This window comes from Rhizobium sp. SYY.PMSO (assembly GCF_046840415.1).
Lineage (GTDB): Bacteria > Pseudomonadota > Alphaproteobacteria > Rhizobiales > Rhizobiaceae > Rhizobium.
Genome location: NZ_CP177351.1, coordinates 467,627 through 488,795, shown reverse-complemented (window position 1 = coordinate 488,795; position 21,169 = coordinate 467,627). Strand labels below are relative to the sequence as shown.

General features: G+C 62.1%; 18 protein-coding genes. 8 read left to right on the top strand and 10 right to left on the bottom strand.

The window, feature by feature from the left end; translation table 11 throughout:
* Positions 1-141 precede the first annotated feature (141 nt).
* On the bottom strand, positions 142-438 hold the full coding sequence (locus tag ACJJVH_RS28965; protein WP_112803445.1) for a YkgJ family cysteine cluster protein: 297 nt from the start codon (positions 436-438) through the stop codon (positions 142-144).
* 339 nt (positions 439-777) lie between these two features.
* On the opposite strand from ACJJVH_RS28965, the gene ACJJVH_RS28960 reads away from it, so the two are divergent.
* The 5 genes from ACJJVH_RS28960 to ACJJVH_RS28940 all read left to right on the top strand — a co-directional run bounded on the left by ACJJVH_RS28960 (position 778) and on the right by ACJJVH_RS28940 (position 5,413).
* Positions 778-1,731 (top strand): N-acetylglucosamine kinase, encoded by a 954-nt coding sequence (locus ACJJVH_RS28960; protein ID WP_412066831.1) that lies wholly within the window; start codon positions 778-780, stop codon positions 1,729-1,731.
* The gene (locus ACJJVH_RS28955; RefSeq protein ID WP_412066830.1) at positions 1,728-2,594 is read left to right on the top strand and encodes an amino acid ABC transporter permease; all 867 of its coding nucleotides are present in this window, start codon (positions 1,728-1,730) and stop codon (positions 2,592-2,594) included. The genes ACJJVH_RS28960 and ACJJVH_RS28955 overlap by 4 nt, the downstream gene beginning before the upstream one ends.
* Positions 2,591-3,379, top strand: a complete 789-nt coding sequence (locus ACJJVH_RS28950; RefSeq protein WP_412066829.1) for an amino acid ABC transporter ATP-binding protein — start codon at positions 2,591-2,593, stop codon at positions 3,377-3,379. Before ACJJVH_RS28955 ends, ACJJVH_RS28950 begins: the two co-directional genes overlap by 4 nt.
* Before the next feature lie 67 nt (positions 3,380-3,446).
* Positions 3,447-4,337 (top strand): ABC transporter substrate-binding protein, encoded by an 891-nt coding sequence (locus ACJJVH_RS28945; protein WP_113435160.1) that lies wholly within the window; start codon positions 3,447-3,449, stop codon positions 4,335-4,337.
* Positions 4,338-4,405: 68 nt separating this feature from the next.
* Positions 4,406-5,413, top strand: a complete 1,008-nt coding sequence (locus ACJJVH_RS28940) for an SIS domain-containing protein (protein ID WP_412066828.1) — start codon at positions 4,406-4,408, stop codon at positions 5,411-5,413.
* A 7-nt stretch (positions 5,414-5,420) separates the two neighbouring features.
* On the opposite strand, the gene ACJJVH_RS28935 is transcribed toward ACJJVH_RS28940, so the two are convergent.
* Positions 5,421-6,632 (bottom strand): ROK family transcriptional regulator, encoded by a 1,212-nt coding sequence (locus ACJJVH_RS28935; protein WP_412066827.1) that lies wholly within the window; start codon positions 6,630-6,632, stop codon positions 5,421-5,423.
* A gap of 336 nt (positions 6,633-6,968) precedes the next feature.
* Between ACJJVH_RS28935 and ACJJVH_RS28930 the strand changes: the two genes are divergently transcribed.
* The 3 genes from ACJJVH_RS28930 to ACJJVH_RS28920 all read left to right on the top strand — a co-directional run bounded on the left by ACJJVH_RS28930 (position 6,969) and on the right by ACJJVH_RS28920 (position 11,999).
* Positions 6,969-9,326 (top strand): Orn/Lys/Arg decarboxylase N-terminal domain-containing protein, encoded by a 2,358-nt coding sequence (locus ACJJVH_RS28930; protein ID WP_412066826.1) that lies wholly within the window; start codon positions 6,969-6,971, stop codon positions 9,324-9,326.
* Positions 9,327-9,347: 21 nt separating this feature from the next.
* Positions 9,348-9,908, top strand: a complete 561-nt coding sequence (locus ACJJVH_RS28925; RefSeq protein ID WP_412066825.1) for an N-acetyltransferase family protein — start codon at positions 9,348-9,350, stop codon at positions 9,906-9,908.
* Between the two features lie 606 nt (positions 9,909-10,514).
* Positions 10,515-11,999 carry an MDR family MFS transporter gene (locus tag ACJJVH_RS28920; protein ID WP_113358417.1) on the top strand — a complete coding sequence of 495 codons (1,485 nt, stop codon included), beginning with the start codon at positions 10,515-10,517 and terminating at the stop codon, positions 11,997-11,999.
* Between the two features lie 180 nt (positions 12,000-12,179).
* Here ACJJVH_RS28920 and ACJJVH_RS28915 read toward each other — a convergent pair whose 3' ends face one another.
* Genes ACJJVH_RS28915 through ACJJVH_RS28880 form a run of 8 tightly spaced genes read right to left on the bottom strand, consistent with a single transcriptional unit; the run spans position 12,180 to position 21,148 of the window.
* A complete protein-coding gene (locus tag ACJJVH_RS28915; RefSeq protein ID WP_112803461.1) occupies positions 12,180-12,983 on the bottom strand; it encodes an N-formylglutamate amidohydrolase in 804 nt (267 codons plus the stop codon).
* A 13-nt stretch (positions 12,984-12,996) separates the two neighbouring features.
* Positions 12,997-14,337, bottom strand: a complete 1,341-nt coding sequence (locus ACJJVH_RS28910; RefSeq protein ID WP_412066824.1) for a glutamine synthetase family protein — start codon at positions 14,335-14,337, stop codon at positions 12,997-12,999.
* A gap of 22 nt (positions 14,338-14,359) precedes the next feature.
* Positions 14,360-15,019, bottom strand: a complete 660-nt coding sequence (locus ACJJVH_RS28905; RefSeq protein ID WP_412066823.1) for an isochorismatase family cysteine hydrolase — start codon at positions 15,017-15,019, stop codon at positions 14,360-14,362.
* Between the two features lie 37 nt (positions 15,020-15,056).
* Positions 15,057-15,926 carry a MurR/RpiR family transcriptional regulator gene (locus ACJJVH_RS28900; RefSeq protein WP_412066822.1) on the bottom strand — a complete coding sequence of 290 codons (870 nt, stop codon included), beginning with the start codon at positions 15,924-15,926 and terminating at the stop codon, positions 15,057-15,059.
* Positions 15,923-17,653, bottom strand: a complete 1,731-nt coding sequence (locus ACJJVH_RS28895) for a dipeptide ABC transporter ATP-binding protein (RefSeq protein ID WP_412066821.1) — start codon at positions 17,651-17,653, stop codon at positions 15,923-15,925. The genes ACJJVH_RS28900 and ACJJVH_RS28895 overlap by 4 nt, the downstream gene beginning before the upstream one ends.
* A 2-nt stretch (positions 17,654-17,655) precedes the next feature.
* Positions 17,656-18,570, bottom strand: coding sequence for an ABC transporter permease (locus ACJJVH_RS28890; protein ID WP_112803471.1), 915 nt, complete (start codon positions 18,568-18,570; stop codon positions 17,656-17,658).
* Positions 18,567-19,544, bottom strand: a complete 978-nt coding sequence (locus ACJJVH_RS28885; protein ID WP_112803473.1) for an ABC transporter permease — start codon at positions 19,542-19,544, stop codon at positions 18,567-18,569. Before ACJJVH_RS28885 ends, ACJJVH_RS28890 begins: the two co-directional genes overlap by 4 nt.
* Positions 19,541-21,148 (bottom strand): ABC transporter substrate-binding protein, encoded by a 1,608-nt coding sequence (locus ACJJVH_RS28880; protein WP_412066820.1) that lies wholly within the window; start codon positions 21,146-21,148, stop codon positions 19,541-19,543. The genes ACJJVH_RS28885 and ACJJVH_RS28880 overlap by 4 nt, the downstream gene beginning before the upstream one ends.
* Positions 21,149-21,169: the final 21 nt, after the last annotated feature.

The following is a 21,169-nucleotide window of genomic DNA, read 5'->3' as shown; positions in this document are numbered from 1 at the left end:
TGCTTGCGGGCAGTGCTCCGCAAGCATGACCACGCCTTGTTGCCTGTGTCTTCAAAAGGGGGCGCCGCCGACTGCCTCGAAAGACGGAACCATGGCATCGCCCATGGTGACGAACCCGATCAAAACAGAAGATGCGCCCGATCAGACAAGCCCAAAAGATGAGCGGGCCTGCAGGCAAGCCCCATCTCCGGGGGTGCAGGCGCGGCAAACATCCGGCCGCAGGTCGTAGATCGAGCATGATGTGCTCGACCCCACGCGGCCTTCCAGGGCAGAACAGCGCGCGCCGTAACAGCGCATTCCCTGCTCATCCTCCGCAACGAAGTGCGGCGGCAGGGAGTCGAGATGGGCGTCCGTCTCGGTCGAAAATCTTGGCCAGTCGGACGAAAAAGAACAGCAAGCGCCGCAGGTCTGACAGTCGAAATCAACAGCGGTGTTCATAACTGTCTCGCCTTCCAGGGTGTGAACCGCAGACGTTGCTACACAATATTGTTCAATTTGGCACGGATATTATTATTTCGGTGCGCCCGTCCGGACCAGAAAGGCCGCGCCACCCGCCTGCGACAAACACAGCCTGGCCGGTATCGGCTGTTGCCTCACCGTCATTTCCCCCAGCTGCCCATAGCCGAAATCGTCTCCTCGACGTTCTACGCTGCCTCAGAAATCACCCGGATTTCCGCGCTCGTGCGCGCCCATTCGGATCGGCTCCGCCGGCCGGCCAAATAACGCTTGCGTCTCCCATATAATTAGGTAAGTTGCCTAATAAATGGAAACGGATACATGATTGTCGGAATAGATATTGGCGGCACGAAAACCCAGCTGATCGCCGAACGCGATGGCAGAACGGTCGGTGATGCGTTGGTGAGCACGGCCGAATGGCGCGGACGGGCCGATCACGATGCGGACGTCGGCGCGCTTGTCTCGCTGCTCGTTGCGACCGCCGGAGCGATGCCGGCGGTCACGGTCGTCGGCGCGCATGGTTGCGACAGCGATGAGGATCGACTGGCGCTGCAGACGAAGCTTGCGTCCCGCCTGCGCGGCACGGTCCTGGTTCTCAACGATTCCGAACTCCTTCTGCCCGCGGCAGGCAAGGAGAGCGGTATTTCGGTCATCAGCGGCACAGGCTCGATCGCCGTGTCGCGGGATTCGTTGCGAAGAATGATCGCATCGGGCGGATGGGGCTGGTATCTGGGCGACGAGGGCAGCGCCAGCGGACTTGTGCGCGAGGCCGCGCGCAGCGTGCGCCTTACGCTTGACCAGGGAGGCGCGCTGGATTCCCTCGGCCTGACCCTGATGGAGGCTCTGGCCGTCTCGTCTCCAATCGAACTCGGTCGAACGCTCGGCGAGATCGGCACGGCCGCCGGCATCGGCCGGCTCGCTCCGCTTGTCTTTGCCGCCGCGGATGCGGGCTCGAAGCAGGCGCAGAAGGTTATCGCCGCTGCGGGCGTGGCGCTTTCGGTGCTCGCCGAGCAACTGGTGCATCGTGGCGCGCCGCGCGGCGACGTCGTGACCGGCGGTGGCGTCATTGCCCGGCAGCCGCGACTCCTTGCCGCATTCCAATCCGCCCTCGCGAACCGCCTGCCGGATGTGACGCTGACATTGCTGCACGAACAGCCCGTTCTGGGAGCGATGGTGCTGGCGCGCAAGCTGAGCGCCGGCGCTCTGCCCGCAACCCTTCCACTGCCTCACATCGATGGCGAGCTGAAAACCGCATGTGATTGGAGAGCTGCATGACGACCCAGAAAATCATTCCAGCGCGAAACTGGGGGCAGCGCGCAGCGGCACTCTTGCTCATTGTCATCGTCGCCTTGCTTGTGTTTCTCGTCGCGACCAGCCGGCACATCACCTGGTCGGCCATACCGCAGTATATTTTCGATGAAACGATCCTCGACGGGATCAGGCTGACGATCCTCTTTACCGTCTTGTCGATGGTCATCAGCATCGTCGCCGGTGCGATCCTTGCAATGCTGCGGCTTTCCTCGAACCCCGTGCTTTCCGGCTTCGCGAGCCTCTACATCTGGTTCTTTCGCGGCACGCCGCTGCTGGTTCAGATCATCTTCTGGTTCAATATCCAGCTGTTCATACCGAGCATCGATATCGGGTCCATCCATATCGATACCAACTCGATCATCACGGCCTTCGTCGCGGCCCTTCTCGCCCTCAGTCTCAACGAGGCGGCCTACATGGCCGAAATCATTCGCGGCGGGCTGATGGCGGTGGACAACGGTCAGCATGAGGCGGCCAAAGCGCTCGGCTATACGCCGGGCCAGGCCATGCTCCGCATCATTTTCCCGCAGGCGCTTCGCGTCATCATCCCGCCGATCGGCAATCAGACGATCTCAATGCTGAAGACGACCTCGCTTGTCTCCGTCGTCGCTGCCCAGGACCTGCTGACGCGTGCTCAGAACATCTACGCCCGGAACTTTCTGATCATCGAACTGCTGATCGTGGCAAGCATCTGGTACCTCGTCATGACGACGATCGCCTCCGCCATCCAGTTCGTCATCGAGCAGCAGCTTGGGAAATCAACGAACCAGGCGCCCGGCTTCTTGAAGAGCGCCCTGCGCCTGATGCGCGCCGAAGGGAGAAACGGATGAGCATTCCAAATATTTCGCCGGCGGCTTCACCCATCGTCGAGGCGGTCGATGTTCACAAGTCTTTCGGCTCGCTCGATGTGCTCAAGGGCATCAACCTCTCGGTCAGCAAGGGCGAGGTCGTATGCCTGCTCGGTCCCTCGGGAAGCGGCAAATCGACATTTCTGAGATGCATCAATCATCTGGAGCGCATGACCAGCGGCCGAATTCTCGTCGATGGCCGGTTGATCGGCTATCACGAGCGGGGCGGCACACTGCATGAAATGAGCGGCAAGGAGCTTGCCGCCCAGCGGCGCGACATCGGCATGGTGTTTCAGCGCTTCAATCTCTTTGCCCATCAGGACGTCCTGACCAATATTTCGCAGCCGCCGATCCTCAATCGCGGCATCTCCCGCGCCGAGGCGCTCGCCCGCGCAAGGGAGCTGCTCAAGATGGTGGATCTGGAGGGGCGCGGCAACGCCTATCCCTATCAGCTTTCCGGAGGCCAGCAGCAGCGCGTGGCGATTGCCCGCGCGCTGGCGATGAATCCGAAGCTCATGCTCTTTGACGAGCCGACATCGGCGCTCGACCCCGAACTCGTCGGCGAGGTGCTGAACGTCATGCGCAAGCTGGCGGCCGATGGAATGACCATGATCGTCGTCACTCACGAACTTTCCTTCGCGCGTGAAGTCGCCGATCGCATCGTTTTCATGGACCAGGGCGTGGTGGTCGAGGAAGGCCCTGCTCGCGAGGTTCTCGACAACCCCAGACAGGAACGAACCCAGGCATTTCTGAGACGCATGCACTGACCGGCAGGCAGGCATCGGAATGAGGCCGCACGTCCTTCACGTGCATCAGGAAAAAAGGGGAATACCAATGACAGGGAAAACAAATCTGACGATCATCCTCGCCGCTGCGGCAGTGCTGGCAAGCTCCACCGCATGGGCGGCGGGCGTCGACCAGAAGCTGCATGACATGCTGCCGGAAAAGATCAAATCGGCGGGTGAAATCAAGGTCGGCACCGAGCCGCAGACGCCGCCTTACGATTTTTACGGCGAAGACAACAAGACGATCATCGGTCTCGAGCGTGAGCTTCGCGACGAAATGGGTACGCGCCTCGGCGTGAAGTTCACCGACGTCCCCGCTCAATTCGCAAGCATCATTCCCGGCATCCAGGCCGGTCGTTTCGATATGGGCATGTCCGCTTTCGGCGACTTTGCCGAGCGCGAGAAGATTGTCGATGTCGTCAACTACATGCTCGAAGGCACCAGCATTCTCGTTCTGGAGGGCAATCCGAAGGGCGTGCACAAGCTGAAGGATGCCTGCGGGCTGAATGCCGGCGCGGTTCAGGGCTCCATCCCGCTCCAGCTTCTCGACAAGCAGAAGACGCTTTGCCCGGCCGACAAGCCGCTCAACGTCATGCAGTTCCCCTCGAACGACCAGATCAAGATCGCGTTGCAGAGCGGGCGCGTCGACCTTTCCATGGATACGACGGGCGTTGCAGCCTACAGCCTTCAGCATCAGCCCGAAGGCAACAAGAAGCTCGAACTCGTCAAAGGCACCCAATATGCCGTCGGCTATCAGGCGATGCTGGTCGGCAAGGACAGCCCGCAGCTGCGCGATGCCCTGGCAGCCACCATGCAGTCGATGATCGATGACGGCTCGTACTCCAAGATCTTCGAAAAATGGGGTCTCGGCGAAAACAAGCTGGACAAAGTCACCATCAACGATGCCGCGCGTTTCGCCGACTACATGAAGCTGGATTGAACCCGGACAAATCCCCTGGCGGCCGCGATCTGCGCGGCCGCCATTTTTCCAAACGTACAGGAATGACCATGACAGACAGAGTGCCCTATCGCGAAGCGATCGCGCTTCAGCCCGCAGCCCTGAGAGCTTGCCTCGATGCCGTTTCCAGGCAGCTCGAAGCGCTTGACGTCGAGCCTATCACGAAAGGCCCTGCGGTCCTGGTCGGCATCGGAGCCAGCCTCTACGCGGCCGTCGTGGCCGCGGCTCAGATGCGTACGCAAGGCATTCGGGCCTTCGCATTGCCGGGCACGGATCTCTATGATGCATCGATCGATGCCGGCGGCGCCTATATCGCCTTTTCCGCATCCGGACGCAGCGAAGAACCGGCGCGTGCGATGGAGCTTCGTCCGAATGCACACTCTTATGGTATCGCCAAGGCCGATGGCACGCCGATTTCCCGCGTCGTCAAACACATGATCGCGACCGAAAGCGGCAACGACAGCGGTCCGAACACAACGAGCTATCTCGGCTCGCTGTTGACCGCGGCGCTGCTTGCCGACAAGGCCGGACGCCCGTCGGCCACGAATTGGGCGGAGATACCGGATCGGGCCGAAGCCGTCTTGAAGGCGACGCGCGTACAGGCAGACAAGGCCGCCAAGCTTTTTGCCGGCAAGAAATCCATCGATTGCGTAGGTGCGGGCACGGCCTGCGGAACGGCGGGTTACGCGGCACTTCTCATTCGCGAGGCAGCCCGTGTGGCGGCTCAGGACTGGGATACGCTGAACTTCCTGCACGGGCCGATGGAGCCGAACGACCGCGACAGCGGCGTGCTGCTGTTCGGCAACGGGCGGGAAGTCAAGCTGGCACGGGATCTCGCCGGCTTTGGCATTCCCTCGGTTCTGGTGACGTCGAGAGCCGACATCGCGGATGCCGACAATCTGGTCGTCATCCATGTTCCCGCCTTCTCCGAGGGCATCGGCGACGCAATCCTGCAGGCTATTCCGGCGCAGCTGCTCATTGCGACGCTTTCGGAAGACGCCGGTCTGCCGGTCTGCGAATTCCGCTACCGCCAGACCGACACCAAGCGGGACGTTTGACCAACGGCTAAACGCTGATCCGATCCACGGCCAGCGCTTCCGGATAGAGGAAAGCGGGCTTTCCTTCCTCTCCCAAAAGTCTTGCCATGGCGAAATCCATGGCAAGGCGCACGGCACCGAGAACGGTCGCCTGGTTGGCCAGCTGGCCATTGACCACTTCGACGGCCCAGCACAATTCGTTCACGACACTTCTTACGCCCGGCAACAACTGCGGATTTTGCCCGACGCCACCGCCAAGCACGATCAGTTCCGGATCGAGCACGCTCACGCAAGCAGCGGCCAGGTTTCCGACATCCCGGGCATGTTGTTCGACAATGGCGCGCGCAGCCGGAGACTGCTCGACGCGCGCAAAGAGGTCGCTGGTGCTTTCCGGCGGCTTTCCTTCCTTTTCCGGCCAGCTCGCGGCCGCGCGCTCCAGCAACGCCGCCGAGCCCATATAGGTTTCCACCTGCTGCCACTTCGGCTGCTCCCGCTCCGACCAGGGAAACGGCAGATGGCCGATTTCGCCGGCGCCACCCTTGAAGCCGCGGAACAGCCGTCCATCGAGTACGATGCCCATGCCGGTCTTCACGCCGATCTGCATGTAGATCGCGAAGGAGTGATGCTTTGCCGCTCCCTCGTGATATTCGGCGAGCGCGGCGCAATTGACGTTGTTTTCCAGGAGTACGGGCGCTCCGTAGGCGGATTGCAGCCGTGCCAGTATGGGAAGCAGTATATCGCGGCCGAACATTCTCTCGAGCGAAGCCGAGATGATGTTGGGAAGAGCGATCACCAAGGCACGCAGCGGTGTCGATCGCGCTTCGAACTGTGAGAGCAGCTGCTTGATAACCTCTTCGATCAGCCGAAACCGTTCGGCGGCGGACTTATCGACCAGCTGCCTTCCCACCGTGGCCAGCGTCGCGCCATCGAGACCGCGCGCGATCGCGTTGATATGCGTCGTTCCGCAATCGATCCCGACAACGAAGCCGGCCCCGGGGCCAAGGCCGTAGGTAACCGAGGTGCGCCCGACCGAGCCGCGGTTGATGCCCGCCGGAGCCAGAAGATCATAACGTTCGAGCTCGCTGACCGCCGCGGACATGGTGGGCTTGGAGAACATGAGCGCAGCGCTCAATTGCGGTCTGGTGGCAGGCCCGTTGCTGGCGATCGTCCGCAGCACCGCCCGCGCGCTTTCCGTCAGCGGCGGCGCGTCAATTCCGGTCTGTTGCCGTGCAGTATTCAAAAGACACCCGGAGCAATCGTCATTCGTAAAGCTCCCTTACCATCGCCACCGCCGAAAAGACAGAGCGGATATCATACGCCCCCGACTTTTAAAGTCTTCATGAGGCGCCCGACCCTGGCACTGGTGCTTTGCCGGGATATCCGCAACGTTTAGCCGGAAGATAGGCTTGAGCTTACGGAGCCGCCGCCCGCAAGCTGTCGATGCGGCATGCGAACCATGGCGGACAATTTTGGAAACTATCTCGTCGTCGGCAGCGTTTCGGACATCCGATGCGTTGTCACATCCATGTCATCAAATGCGTCGACACCTCAAGCCTGATCAAAAGCGAGTACCGAGATGGATTATTTCAGACGCTTCAACTTTCTGTTCGCAACGCCGGCCTTCGACAGCGAGGATTTGGAGGGAGCTCGCTACAATCAGATCGTCGAGGAGATCGAACGCTCCGGTTTCGAGGTCGTGCGCGCGCGCAACCTGGAAGATGCGGAGATCGCCGTGCAGACGGATGCCGCCATCGGCTGCATGCTGGTCGACTGGGGCAAAAAGGGGCTTGAGGGCAAGACGGCTTCCCTCATCAATCTGATGCGCCGGCGCGGCCTCGAATTTCCGATCATCCTGCTGATCCGCCGCAAACGCTTCGAGGATGTGCCGGTCGAGGTGCTCGATTTCATCGACGGCTACGTCTTCCTTTCCGAAGAGACGCCCGCTTTCATCGCCAAGAGCCTCATCAGCCGGCTCAAGCAATATGCCGAGACGCTGAAGACGCCTTTTTTCGGCGCGCTGGTCGATTATGCCGAGGAAGGCAACCAGCTCTGGACCTGCCCGGGGCACAATGGCGGCATCTTCTACAGCCGCAGCCCGATCGGCCGGGTGTTCATGGAGCATCTGGGTGAAGCGGTCTTCCGCGACGACCTCGACAATTCGGTGCTCGATCTCGGCGACCTGCTGACCCATGAAGGCCCGGCACTGGCCGCACAGAAGGAGGCTGCCAAGATTTTTGGCGCCGAGAAGACCTATTTCGTCCTGAACGGCACCTCGACATCCAACAAGGTCGCGCTCTCGGCCCTGGTCACGGACGGCGATCTGGTGCTGTTCGACCGCAACAACCACAAGGCCGCTCATCACGGCGCCCTGATGATCTCCGGCGGCATTCCGGTTTACCTGCCGACCATCCGCAATCTCTACGGATTGATCGGCCCCATCGATTTTGCCGCCATGGATGAGGAAGCCCTGCGGGAGCGCATTCGCACCCATCCGCTTGTGAAAGACCCGGAGGCCTACAAAAAGCCGCGTCCGTTCCGCGTCGCGGTCGTGGAGCAGTGCACCTATGACGGCACCATTCACAATGCCGAGATGATCCTCAAGCGCATCGGGCATCTATGCGACTACATCCTCTTCGACGAGGCATGGGCGGGGTTCATGAAATTTCACCCGCTCTATGCCGGACGCTTCGCCATGGGCCTCGCCGACCTCGGCCCGGAGGCGCCGGGAATCATCGCGACGCAATCCACCCACAAGCAGCTGGCAAGCTTTTCTCAAGCCTCTCAGATCCACATGAAGGACCGGCATATCACCGGCCAGAAACGCCGTGTGGAACACCGGCGCTTCAACGAGAGCTTCATGCAGCACGCCTCGACCTCTCCTTTCTATCCGCTGTTTGCCTCGCTCGATGTCGGCGCGCAGATGATGAAGGGGCGCTCGGGCGAGGTGCTCTGGGACGACACGATCCGCCTCGGTATCGAGCTGCGCAAGAAGATCCGCGCCGTGCGCCGTGAATTCGAGGAGAAGGAACACCGTCCCGAGCGTCGGTGGTTCTTCGAGCCTTTCGTGCCGGATCGGGTGGCTATCCCGGATGTGTCCAGTCCCGGCGCAGTGCATGACGTGCCATGGGAGAGCGTCGCCACCGACCAGCTCGCTACCAATCCCGCCTTCTGGCATCTCACGCCCGGCGCGGCATGGCACGGCTTTTCGGACATGGAGCCGGGCTTCGCCATGACCGACCCGAACAAGCTCACCCTGCTCACCCCCGGCTTCGATCGCGCAAGCGGGCAATACACCGAGCACGGCATACCGGCGCCCGTGGTCGCGCAATATCTGCGCGAAAACCGTATCGTCGCGGAGAAGAACGACCTCAATTCTCTGCTGTTCCTCCTCACCCCCGGCGTCGAGGCCAGCAAGGCCGGCACCTTGATCAGCGGTCTCGTCGCCTTCAAGAAACTCTATGACGACAATGTGCCGCTGGAGGAGGCAATCCCTGAATTCTACCGCCGCCGGCCAGGCCGCTATGCAGGGATACGGCTGCGCGATCTGTGCACGCAAATGCACGGCTTCTTCCGTCAGGCCAATGTCAGCGCGCTTCAGACGCTGCAGTTTTCCGCCGACCATCTGCCGCCGATTGCGATGTCGCCGCATGATGCGGCGCGCTGCCTTGTTCGCAACGATGTCGACTATCTGCCGATCGATGCCATTACCGGCCGCATCGCGACGACGCCGTTCGTCGTCTATCCGCCGGGGATCGCCACCATCGTACCCGGCGAGCGGCTGACGGAGGAAGCAAAGCCCATGCTCGACTATCTCAAGATGTTCGAAACCTGTTTCAACACCTTCCCCGGCTTCGAAGTCGAGATTCAGGGAGTCTATCGCGAGGCCGATGACGCCGGCCGCATCAGGCTCCACACCTATGTCGTTGCCGAATAGGCCAGCAATTCAGGTTTGATCATGGAGCAGAATAAAACGATCGTCATTCGCCCGTCTCGCGATACCGACGTCGATGCCATGCTGGCGATCTATCGCCGCCATATTCGCCGCGGCGTCGAAGATGGGGTCGACGATAGCGACACGCCGCAACCGGACGATTTGCGGGAGCGCCGCAAGAATTTGAAGAACCGCAGGTTTCCCCATGTCGTCGCGATCGAAGGCGAAAAGGTGGTGGGCTATGCCTATGTGGTGTTGTTCCGCAAGCGCCCGGCCTATCGCTATACCGTCAAGCACTCCATCTATGTGCATCACGAGCATGTCGGCCAGGGCGTCGGGAGCCTGCTCATGCGCGGGCTGATAGACGCCTGCGCGGCAGCGGGCTTCCGGCAGATGATCGGTTATATCGACGCGGACAACGTCGCCTCGCTGGCCCTGCACGAACGCTTCGGTTTCGCCCGTGTCGGCCTGTTGCCGGCAGTCGCCTATCGCTACGGTCGCTGGGCGGACAGCGTGATGGTCCAACGTTCGCTGGGCTTCGGTTCGACCACTCCGCCACCTCCCCCGCCGCTCTCCACCCGCTGAAGCAACAGACCCGATGCATAAGCAGCGTCATTCGTCATGGCGCCAGGCACTCGTCACATATGCCGCAGCCGTCATCGTCCATCTTCGCCGCCGATCGCATCCTTCGACAGCAAAGACATGCCGTGGCGTCCGCCTGAGGCTCCTCGGTGCGCTCGGGTGGAAGAATCTCCATATGCAGATCGGAAAGCGGATTGGTTGCAAGATGGCCCATGTGAGGCTCCGTGTAGGGGGATCGACAAGAGATAGGAAGCCTTGCACGCATCGCAAGATGGCGACGGCAGCTTAGACGGCGCCGGCCGATTTTCCTGTGCTCTCTCCAACGAGGCACGGCCCCGGTTTTGCGGCATAGACGAACTCCGGGTGAAGCCGGGCCGGGAATTCCTCGGCGTGACGGATAAGGTTTGCCGAGATGTCACGCCATGCGGACAGCATGTTTGAGGCCGACAAGCAGCGGCCGGTCGATGTCCGTTCCAAAGATAGAGTCCAACATCGCAAACCATTGCGTCGGTACGAACGCTGCAAAGGGATTGGCGATCGCCCGCCGTCGCTGTAGGACAGCATTGCAATCAAGATTCTGTAAGGCCGCCGGGGAGTGAGACGAAAGAAATGAATAAGATAACCTTTCCGAATGAAAAGGCCGCGGCAGCATCTGTTCCTTCCGAATCCGAGAAGAACATCATTATTGCGGGAGTTCTGCTTTCCATGCTGCTTGCCGCGCTGGACCAGACGATCGTCGCCCCTGCCATGCCGACGATCGGCGAGGCGATCGGGCATCCCGAATATCTGCCCTGGCTCGTGACCGGCTATCTCCTGACTGCGACCGCCATGGCGCCGCTCTACGGCAAGATATCGGATGTGCATGGTCGCCGCCCGACCATCTTCGCGGCCATCATCATCTTTCTCGCAGGCTCGCTCATCAGCGCTCTCGCCCCCAACATGCTGGTGCTGATCATCGGCCGCGCGGTGCAGGGCCTGGGTGGCGGCGGCCTGTTCGCACTGTCGCAGACAGTCATCGGCGATCTCGTCCCGCCGCGCGAACGCGCGCGTTATGCGGCCTGGATTTCAGGAACGTGGGCGGTGGCAAGCATTGCCGGGCCGCTGCTCGGCGGCACGTTCGCCCAGCACCTGCATTGGTCCCTGATCTTCTGGATCAACATCCCGCTCGGCCTGATGGCGCTGGCAATCATCAACAACCCCTTGAAGAAGCTGCCCGTGAGCGCTCGCGCGCACCGCATCGACGCCGCCGGCGCGATGCTGCTCGTCGTCGCGACTGCACTGTTGCTCCTCGCTCTCAACTGGGGCGGCAGCCGCTACTCATGGCTGTCACCGATCATCTTAGGGCTGCTGGGCTGTTCGGCCGCCCTCTGGGCCGTGTTCGGCCTACGCCTGCAGCGCACGGAAGAGCCCCTGATCTCGCTTGAAGTGCTCGGCAATTCCGTCGTGCGGTGCGGGACGCTGGCAATGTTCACGGTGCAGGCCGCCAATGTCGGCCTTTCGGTCTATCTTCCCGTTTACATGCAATCGGTTTACGGGCTTTCCGCAAGCAGTTCGGGCATCGCCATGCTCGGCCTGCTGCTTGGCACGGTGGTTGGAGCCATGGCCAGCGGAAGGGCGATTCCACGCATCGCCCATTATAAGATGATCGCGATCATCGGGGCGCTGTTCAGCCTGGTTTGCCTCACGGCGCTGGCGCTCCTGGCCGGCCATTCTTCATTGATTGTGCTTGAGCTTCTAACGATCGGCGCGGGACTTGGCACCGGAACGACATTTCCGGTCGCCACTGTGTCCGTGCAAAATGCGGTCGATCAGGCTCATCTCGGAGTGGCGACGGGCGTCCTTACGTTTCTGCGTTCGCTCGGCGGCGCTCTCGGGGTCGCGATCCTCGGCGCCATCGCGCTCGGCAACGGCCTCCCGCTTGGCGGAGAGGGCCTGCAGGCGCTGAATACCGCCGGCACGGCGGCGATGCCCTTCGCCTATATTTTCTTCGCTTGCGCCACCACAATGGCACTGTCGCTCGTCGCGTTTCATTTCATGCCGGAAAAGCCGCTCCGTGGCCGCGCCGAAAGTGACACGCCGGTCATCGTCGAATGAGGGTAGCCGTGCCGATCACGGAAGGATGGCGCCGCCAACTCTCTTGCCAAAGAGCGGATTGACAGCGTTTCGAGAGGCTTGGAGCGGTTCGGTTCCTCTTGAAATCACCGAACTGCTCCAACTGTTTGTTTTGGCGCAATTTTGGCAGGAAAACCGCTATGTCCTCCTGCCGGCATTGATCTAGCGAGCCGCCCTCAGCAAGCTTGCGGTCAACCATCTCCCCCACTGTTCGACGGTTTCCCGGGTTTCTATGAGGTCATGACGGACTTCGATCAAAAGGCCCGGCAATTGGCGTGTATCCGCATGCACGGGCACCGTATAATCCTCGTCGGGATGAATGTTGTAAGGTTCGTTATCCCCTATGGTCAGGCCGGTTTCCTTTTCCAGCGCGGCGATCAATGCACGGCCGAATTCCTTCGCCTCGCCATAGAGCACGCCGGCATGCCACGGTCTTGTCTTTCCGTGATAGACGGGCGTGAAACTGTGAATGCCGACCACCATGGTCGGCAGGTGCCGTGCCTGCCGCAAATCGAGCCGGCGCTCGACGGCATCGGCAAATGGTCGAAACAGCGTATCGATGCGCTGAAACCGTTCCGCCTCGCCGATGCCGATATTGCCCGGAATGTGCGTGGCCTCGCTGATTTCAGGAATAGCCGAAGGCACATGCAGCGGCCGGTTGCAGTCGATGACGAGACGCGAATAGTTGGTCATGAAGAGCGGCGCATCCAGCGCCACGCTCAAATGCTGTGAAAGCGCACTTACTCCGATGTCCCAGGCGATGTGACGCTGAAGATCGGAATGCGACAGGCCGAGGTCGCCCAGCATGCGCGGAATACGGTTCGACGCATGCTCGCACAGCAGCAGGAATGGCGAAGTGCCGTCCGGGTTCACCACCGCATAGGGTGGAGGTTCGTCAATCGCCAGCAGCGACTCTGCGGGATTGGCGCGCATCGCTGCCGCTTTGGCCTTGGTCATGTCATTCATGGTCGTTTCCGTATCAATAAACCGCCGAATAGCGGGCGCAAAGTTCATCCGGGGTGCTGCCGGACACGATGCTCATCTCCATTCGCTTCATGGCAAGATAGCAGTCGATGAAATCCTTGGAGAACCAGCCCGTTACGGTCGTATCCTGCTGGAGCGCTTCAAGAGCTTCCCCAAGGCTTGCCGGCAGGCGGCGGATACCCAGGCGCTCGCGTTCGGCTTCGTCCATGTCGGCGGGATCGGAATTCGTCAGCGGCGGCTGTTCCAGCCCGGCGCGAATACCCTCGAGCCCGGCGCGCAGCAGCACGGCCAGCGACAGATGCGGGCTGGCGCAACCGTCGGCGGCACGGAACTCCATGTTGAACTGCTTGGCCGGATTGCTGCCCGGCAGGTCGAGCGTCGGGCAGATGCGCAGCGTCGCCTCGCGGTTCTTTTCGCCGAGGCAGGTGAAGGCCGCGCTCCAGTGATGCGGCACGAGCCGCAGATAGGACAGCACCGACGGCGCCGTGAAGGCCACGAGCGCCGGCAGATGCTTGATGACGCCCGCTGCGAACGAACCGGCTATCTTCGACAGACGACCGGGCCGCGCAGGATCGAACGTCACGGGATTGCCGTCGAGATCGGTGAAGCTCACATGCAGGTGCACGCCGTTGCCGACGCCGTCGGCCGCGATTTTCGGGGCGAAGCTCGCATGCCAGCCGAAATGGGCGGCAACCTCGCGCGTGACGGCGCGGATGGTGGCGGCGCGGTCGGCAGCCGCCAGCACCGACGCCGGGCGGCAGGTGATTTCGAATTGGTCCTTGCCATATTCCGGCAGGAACATTTCCGGCTCGGCGCCGGCTTCCTCCAACGCCTGCATCAGCAGCGAGGGGAAAGCGCCGGTACGGCGCTGGGCGCGCAGGCTGAAGGCGGGCGCCTCCGGCCAGTCCGCGCCGATGATCTGGAACTCCTGTTCCACCGCGCTGATCACACGCAACCCGGCCTCGCGTTCATAAGCCTCGACCGTGTCCTTGAGAAAGCTGCGCACGCAGCAGTCCCATGGCGAGCCGTCGAGATGGGTAATATCGGCGTGGTAGAAATGCAGCGGCGTTTCATTGGGCAGGCACGTCACGCGCACGCGGCTTTCCGCATCGGGGATGAGCCGCAGGTCGCCTTCGGACCCCCAGGGATTGTCGCCGGCGATCGCGTCGAAAGGCGTCAGCGCCAGATTGGCCGGCACCCAGCCCACGCCCTTGCGAAGATAACTGTCCAGCTCGGCTGCGGCAAAGCTGCGTCCGCGCGTGATGCCGCAAAGATCGGTCGTGACGATGGTGGCGAGTTCGGTCAGGCCTGTATCGGTATTGGTGCGATTATCCATCTTTTTTCCTCCGGACACGGTATCAGGCCGTCAATGCGCCGAGCCGCTCGAGCACGGTCTCGGTATCGGTGATCCAGCAATAGCCGGCATAAGCGCTCAATGCCGCGTCGTGGCGTGCCTGCGTGTAGGTCGCGCAGGCATCGTGCACGAGCGTCACCAGGTAGCCGCGATCGGCGGCGTCGCGCACCGCCATGTCCACGCATTGGTCGGTGACGACGCCGGCGATGATCAGGTAACGCGTGTTGAGATTGCGCAGCACATAATCGATATTGGTCGAGTTGAAGACGCCGGAGGAGGTCTTCGGCAATACGATCTCGTTCTCGATCGGCTTCAGCGCGTCGATGACCGCACCTTCCGGCGCGTCCTTCGGCACATGCATGTCGGACAGCTTGTGATCCAGGGACCGGTCGCGGCCGTCATTCGTGAGGCTCTGTATGATCGTGTGCAGCACATTGGCGCCGGCCGCACGCGCCGCGTCGAGAATGCGCCTCTGGTTGGGCACCACCAGATCGCGCAGGCGGCGGTGGTAATAGCTGTCGGCATCTTGCGGATGGGTCGGGTCGAGATTGGGCTCGCACCAGATTCTCTGCATGTCCACGAGCAGGAGCGAGGTCATGCCCGGCTCATAGGCGCTTTCGCGCCGCAAGTGATCGTTGCCGAATTTCACTTCGATGGAAGCCATCGTATTCTCCTGGTTATGTCGGGGTTTGGGGACGTGCTCACTGGGTCCGCTTGAGCGCGTCTTCCGTAATGGCATAGCTGCTGCGAAGTTCTTCCAGCCGCTCGATGCGTTTGCGGGATGTCGCTGCGAAGCGCGCCGTCAGCGCGGCGATCAGCGCTTCGGTCTGCGCCATGGCCGGAACCATCGTGTCATAGGGCGAGGCGGTATCGACCGGCACGGTCAGCGTGACGGCGGCGAATTCGGAGATCGGCGAAAGCCAGCGGTCGGTGAAAAGAACGATCTTCGCGCCCTGATCGGCCGCATGGCGGGCAAAGCGGATCGTACCGGTCTGGTAGCGCCGGTAATCATAGACGAACAGCGTGTCCTTCCTGCCGAGATCGACGAGATGGTCGACTTCATCGGCTTGCGCGCCGTTGATCCAGTGCGTGTCGGGCCTGAGCTGCTTCATATGGGCCCAGAGCATCCCGGCCAGCATGCCGCTGAACCGCCCGCCGAGGCAATGAACGCGCATGCCCACATCGGCAGCGGCATCGACTGCGGCCTTGAAATCATGCGACGGCAGCGTCGACTTGGCCGTTTCCAGGGCCTGGATGCTGGCATCCAGAAAATGCTGGTAGAAATTGTTCTGCCCCGGCGTGGGTTTGCGCTCGTCCATCATGGATAGCGGGGAGCTCATGCGCTCCTGCACTTCCCCAAGTAGGGCAGCCTGAAATTCGGGATATCCGCTGAAGCCGAGCTTGCTGACGAGGCGCACCACGGTCGGATCGCTCACACCAGCCGCAGAGGCCAGATAGGCCACCGTGTTGAGGCCGGAGGCCGGATAATTCGACAGAAGCTGGCGCACGATCTTCAGCTCGGAACGCGTGAAGGTGATGGAGCCGTCGGTGAGCCTGTCGCGGATGCTCATGCCAGACCTCCTTCGCGGCCTTCCCGACCCCGTTCGGCGCGTCCGTGCATATCCGGAATCATCGACAGGAGGCTGGCGGTGTAGGCATGCCGGGGTGAGTTGAACAAGGTCTCGGTGGTGCTGGTCTCGCAGATGCAGCCCTTTTCCAGCACTGTGATCCGATCGCAGATCTGCCGCACCACCGGAAGGTCATGGCTGATGAACAGGATGGTGAGCGAGAGTTTTTCCTGCAAATCCTTCAGCAGATTGAGAATCTGGGCCTGGATCGACACATCGAGCGCCGATGTCGGTTCGTCGCAGATCAGGAAGCGCGGCCGGCTGGCCAGCGCGCGGGCAATGGAGATGCGCTGGCGCTGCCCGCCCGAGAAGGCATGAGGGTAACGATGCGCCGCGGCGGCATCGAGGCCGACCGCGTTCAAGAGCTCCAGCATCACCGGCTCGGCCTGCCGCCGGCTGGCAGCGAGCCCGTAGTGTACCATCGGCTCGGCGATGATGTCGCCGACGCGCATCTGCGAATTCAGCGAGGAGTAAGGGTCCTGAAACACCATCTGCGTGGCACGGCGGATCTGCTGCCGGGCAGCAAAGGGCGCCGCGAAGACATCCTGCCCGGCAAACAGCATCTGGCCGTGGCTCGGCCGCGTCAGGCCCGCGAAAATGCGCGCCATGGTGGATTTTCCGGAACCGGATGCGCCGACAAGCCCCATTACTTCGCCATTGCGGATCGTGAGGTTGATGTCGTGCAGCGCCTTGAAGCCGCCGGACCCGCCGCCGAAGAAAAACCGCCCGCCGCCATAGACCTGCTCGATCTGGCGCAGCTCCACCAGCAAGTCGCCGGCGATGCCGCGGCCCGTCTCTCCGTCCAGCAGCCATTGCATGGCGGCGTCGATGTTCTTCGGCGCGCCGGCCACGGGAAAACGGTCGAGCTTCACATCGGCGCGCGGCACCACCGAGATCAGAGCGCGGCTGTAATCGTGCCTGGGGCGGTCGAGCACGGTTCCAGTGGCGTCAAGCTCGACGATTTCGCCGGAGCGCATCACGGCCACGCGATCCGCCACCTGCGCGATCGCGCCCATATCGTGGGTGATGAGCATAACCGCCACCTGGCGCTCCTTGGCCAGCTTGCGGATCAGCTCCAGAATCTGCGCCTGGATCGACACGTCGAGCGCCGTGGTCGGCTCGTCGGCAATGATGAGCTCCGGTTTCGAGCATAGCGCGAGCGCGATCACCGCCCGCTGACGCATGCCGCCGGAAAACTCATGCGGCCAGTTCTTCACGCGGCGTTCCGGTTCGGGAATGCCGACCGCTTCCAGCTGCCGCACCGCTTCGGCGCGGGCCTCGGCGCGCGACATGGGACGGTGCGTGCGGATGGTGTCGACCAGCTGCCGCTCGATGGTGAAGAGTGGATTGAGGCTGGTCAACGGGTCCTGGAAGATCGTCGAAATGCGCTTGCCGCGCAGAGCCTGCATCGCCCTGGCGTTGCGTGCGTCGATGATGTCGCCCGCCAGGCGGATTTCGCCGGCGCTGATATGGCCCGGCGGTTGCAGCAGTCCGGTGATGGCGGCCCCGACCGTGGACTTGCCTGCGCCGGATTCGCCGACGATGCCGAGGATTTCGCCGGCGGCGATGTCGAATCCGACATTGCGAACCGCCTGGAACGTGCCGTGACGGCTCGGAAAATCAACGCTCAGCCCGCGGATCGACAGGATGGGGGGACGGGTTTGCGCCATGGTCAGATGCCCCTCGGATTGAGCGCATCGCGCAGCCAGTCACCCAGTACGTTGATCGCCAGCGCCAACGCCAGAAGCGTGACGGCAGGAAACAGAAGGATCCACCACTCGCCGGCGAAGAGGAAGTCCTGGCCGCTGCGGATCAGCGTTCCGAGCGAGGGCTGCGTCGCCGGAAGGCCCGCGCCGAGATAGGACAAGGTCGCCTCGGTGATGATGGCGAGCGCCAGCGAGATCGTGGCGATCACCAGGATGGGGCGGCGCACATTCGGCAGGATATGCCGTGTGAGAATGGTACGGGTGGGCAAGCCCATCATCAGCGCGGCCTGCACATATTCGCGCTGCTTTTCCACCATCACCGCGCCGCGCACCGTGCGCGCATAGGACACCCAGCCCGAAAAGCCGATGGCGAGGATCAGCACATAGACGGCCACGGTGTCGCGCGCGCCGGGCGGCAGCAGCGAACGGGTCAGGCCGAAGATCAGAAGCGCGATCAGGATCGCCGGTATCGATAGCTGAACGTCGGCGATGCGCATGATGACGGCGTCGACGCGGCCGCCGAAATAGCCGGATACCAGCCCGAGCGTGACGCCGATCGTCATGGAGAGCATGACCGCGGCAAGGCCGACGAGTAGCGAAACGCGCGTGCCGTAGAGCGTGGCGGAGAGAATGTCGCGGCCCTGGTCGTCGGTGCCCAGCACATAGAATTGGCCGGAAAGCTCGCTGACGCTCCATGGCGGCGTGTTGGCCGACATAAGGTCGAGCTGAGCCGGATCGAGAATATCCTGCGGAGCCAGGAACGGCGCGGCGACGGCAGCGATCAGGATGACAAGGAGAACCAGCGTGGCGAGGATGGCGCCCGGCGAGCGCACGTAGGAGTAGCCGATATCGGAGCGGAGAAAACGCGTGATGGCGGTCATTGGATGGCTCCCACGGCGCGCAGGCGTGGATCGATGAGATAATAGATGCAATCGACCACCATGTTGATCGTCACGAAGATGACCGAGGTCAGAAGCAGGTAGGTGGCCATGATCGGCACATCGGAGAAATTGACCGAGTTGATGAACAGCAAGCCGACGCCCGGCCACTGGAAGACGGTTTCCGTGACCACCGCGAAGGCGATGATGGAGCCGAGCTGCAGGCCCGCAACCGTGACGACCGGGACCATCGTGTTCTTCAGCGCATAGGTGAAGTAGATCAGCCGTTGCGGCAGGCCGCGCGCGCGTGCAAAGCGGATATAATCCGAATGCATCACCTCCAGCATTTCCGTGCGCACCAGACGCAGGATCAGCGTCAACTGGAAGGTGGCGAGCGAAATGGCGGGCAGGATGATCGCCTCCCAGCCGCTTCTGGTCAAAAGCCCCGTGGTCCACCAGCCGATCCGGACGGTCTCACCGCGCCCGAAGGCAGGCAGCCAGCCGAGATGCACCGAGAAGACATAGATGAGCGCGATGCTGATCAGAAAATTGGGCAGCGACACCGCGACCAGCGATCCGGTCATGCTGAGGCGCGAGAAGATGGAGCGCGGACGCAGGGCCGTCATGACACCGAGCATGATACCCGCCGCCATGGCGATGATGAAGGACAGCACGGCCAGCTCCAACGTGGCGGGCAGCCGCTCCAGGATCAGGTCGAGCACGGGACGGCCCACGCGGGTAGAGACGCCGAAATCGCCGTGCAGGATGGAAACGATGAAACGCCAGAACTGGATGTAGAAAGGCTGGTCGAACCCCAGTTCGGCGGCAAGGCGCGCCCGGTCCTGCGCAGTCGCATCCTGTCCCAGCATGTTCTGCAGCGGATCGCCGATGAAGCGGAACGCGGCAAAGGACAGGAAGGCCGTGATCAGCATGACGGGCACGGCCGATGCCAGTCTGCGCAGGAGGAACGCGATCATTTGTCTACCGATATCGTCTTGACGAAGATGCTGTTGGACAGGTTTGGCGTGATATGGATCTTCTTCTGCGAGGCACGGGCGAGCATCTGCGCGTGGATCGGCAGGTAAAAGCTCTCATCCTGCACCACTTTCCAGATGTCGGCGATCGTGGCGTTGCGCTTGTCGAGATTGGCTTCCGTGCCCAGGGTCTCGATCTTGGCGTCGATCTCCTTGTTGTTGAAATTCACCGCGCTCCACGCACCGCGCCCTTCGCTGCGCGAATGAACCAGATTGTCGAAGATGTACTGGGAATCGAAGGTCGATGCGCCCCAGCCCATCAGGTAGAAATCGGTCTTGCCGTTGGCGACCATCGGGTAGACCACGCCGGCCGGCTGCACGTCGAGATGCACGGTGATGCCGATCTTGGCCATCATGCCGACCATTGCCTGGCAGATGCGCTCGTCGTTGACGAAGCTGTCATTGGTGCAGTTGAGAGTGACGGAGAAGCCATCGCCGTAACCGGCGGCGGCCATCATTTCCTTGGCCTTGGCGATGTCGACCTTGGGCAGCTTGCCCATTTCTTCCGTATAGCCGTTGATGAAGGGCGGCGCGATGGTGCCGATCGGAATGGATTGGCCGCGCATGATCGCCTTGCCGATCACTTCGCGGTCGATCGCCATATTCATCGCCTGACGCACGCGCTTGTCGGCGAAGGGATTGCCCTTCGCCTCGCCGTAGGTGAGCTTGTCGGCACCCATGTTGACGCCGAAGAAGATGGTGCGGTTTTCCGGCCCCTTCACCACGCGCAGGTCCGGATTCTGCTCCAGCTTGGCGATATCCTGAGGGGGAACGTCCTGCAGGAAATTGACTTCGCCGCTGATGAGCGCCGAAACGCGCGTGGCCGGCGACTGGATCGGCGTGTAGATGATCCGGTCGATATCGAGCGGGAACTGGCCGATGCCCCAATACTTGTCATAGGCGACGAGTTCGGTGCGATGGTCGGCCTCGCGGCTGACCAGGCGGTAGGCGCCGGTGCCGTTTTCGTTGCGCGCGGCATAGTTTTCCTGGCCGCTCTTGAAGTCCTGCGGCACGGCCGCACCGTTCTTTTCCGCCCAGGCGCGGTTCATCATGAAGAGGTTGACCAGATTGTTGACCAGAAGCGGGCTTACGCCCTTGGTCTTGATCTGGACGGTGTGATCGTCCTTGACGGTGACGCTGTCGACGGCGTTCAGGAGCGAACGCATATTCGAGGTCGGCGCCATGGCGCGCTGGAACGAGAAGACGACGTCATCGGGCGTGAACGGCGCGCCGTCGTGGAAGGTCACGTTCGGACGCAGCTTGAACTCCCAGGTATCGGGATGGTCCGGCAACATCTGCCATTCGGTGGCAAGGACCCCTATCAGCTTGCCGTCATCCGAACGCGCCACGAGCGGCTCATAGATCTGTTGATTGAAGGCATGGGTGATGCCTTCATTGTAGGCGTGCGGGTCGAGCGTCTGGACGTCGGAGGCGCGCGCCCACTTGAGCGTTTCGGCATAGGCCGGCGCGGCGGCGGCGAGAACAACGGCAAGGACGGCAGCCGGGCCTACTGAGGCGAGCAACGATGCAGGCAGGCGTTTCAGCATGATACGGTTCCTCTAATGGCG

Coding starts and splice junctions, on each gene's coding strand:
- ACJJVH_RS28920 (WP_113358417.1), top strand. CDS start 10,515: ATGAATAAGATAACCTTTCCGAATGAAAAGGCCGCGGCAGCATCTGTT.
- ACJJVH_RS28880 (WP_412066820.1), bottom strand. CDS start 21,148: ATGCTGAAACGCCTGCCTGCATCGTTGCTCGCCTCAGTAGGCCCGGCT.
- ACJJVH_RS28930 (WP_412066826.1), top strand. CDS start 6,969: ATGGATTATTTCAGACGCTTCAACTTTCTGTTCGCAACGCCGGCCTTC.
- ACJJVH_RS28910 (WP_412066824.1), bottom strand. CDS start 14,337: ATGGATAATCGCACCAATACCGATACAGGCCTGACCGAACTCGCCACC.
- ACJJVH_RS28955 (WP_412066830.1), top strand. CDS start 1,728: ATGACGACCCAGAAAATCATTCCAGCGCGAAACTGGGGGCAGCGCGCA.
- ACJJVH_RS28905 (WP_412066823.1), bottom strand. CDS start 15,019: ATGGCTTCCATCGAAGTGAAATTCGGCAACGATCACTTGCGGCGCGAA.
- ACJJVH_RS28885 (WP_112803473.1), bottom strand. CDS start 19,544: ATGATCGCGTTCCTCCTGCGCAGACTGGCATCGGCCGTGCCCGTCATG.
- ACJJVH_RS28925 (WP_412066825.1), top strand. CDS start 9,348: ATGGAGCAGAATAAAACGATCGTCATTCGCCCGTCTCGCGATACCGAC.
- ACJJVH_RS28945 (WP_113435160.1), top strand. CDS start 3,447: ATGACAGGGAAAACAAATCTGACGATCATCCTCGCCGCTGCGGCAGTG.
- ACJJVH_RS28960 (WP_412066831.1), top strand. CDS start 778: ATGATTGTCGGAATAGATATTGGCGGCACGAAAACCCAGCTGATCGCC.
- ACJJVH_RS28950 (WP_412066829.1), top strand. CDS start 2,591: ATGAGCATTCCAAATATTTCGCCGGCGGCTTCACCCATCGTCGAGGCG.
- ACJJVH_RS28895 (WP_412066821.1), bottom strand. CDS start 17,653: ATGGCGCAAACCCGTCCCCCCATCCTGTCGATCCGCGGGCTGAGCGTT.
- ACJJVH_RS28900 (WP_412066822.1), bottom strand. CDS start 15,926: ATGAGCATCCGCGACAGGCTCACCGACGGCTCCATCACCTTCACGCGT.
- ACJJVH_RS28890 (WP_112803471.1), bottom strand. CDS start 18,570: ATGACCGCCATCACGCGTTTTCTCCGCTCCGATATCGGCTACTCCTAC.
- ACJJVH_RS28965 (WP_112803445.1), bottom strand. CDS start 438: ATGAACACCGCTGTTGATTTCGACTGTCAGACCTGCGGCGCTTGCTGT.
- ACJJVH_RS28915 (WP_112803461.1), bottom strand. CDS start 12,983: ATGAATGACATGACCAAGGCCAAAGCGGCAGCGATGCGCGCCAATCCC.
- ACJJVH_RS28940 (WP_412066828.1), top strand. CDS start 4,406: ATGACAGACAGAGTGCCCTATCGCGAAGCGATCGCGCTTCAGCCCGCA.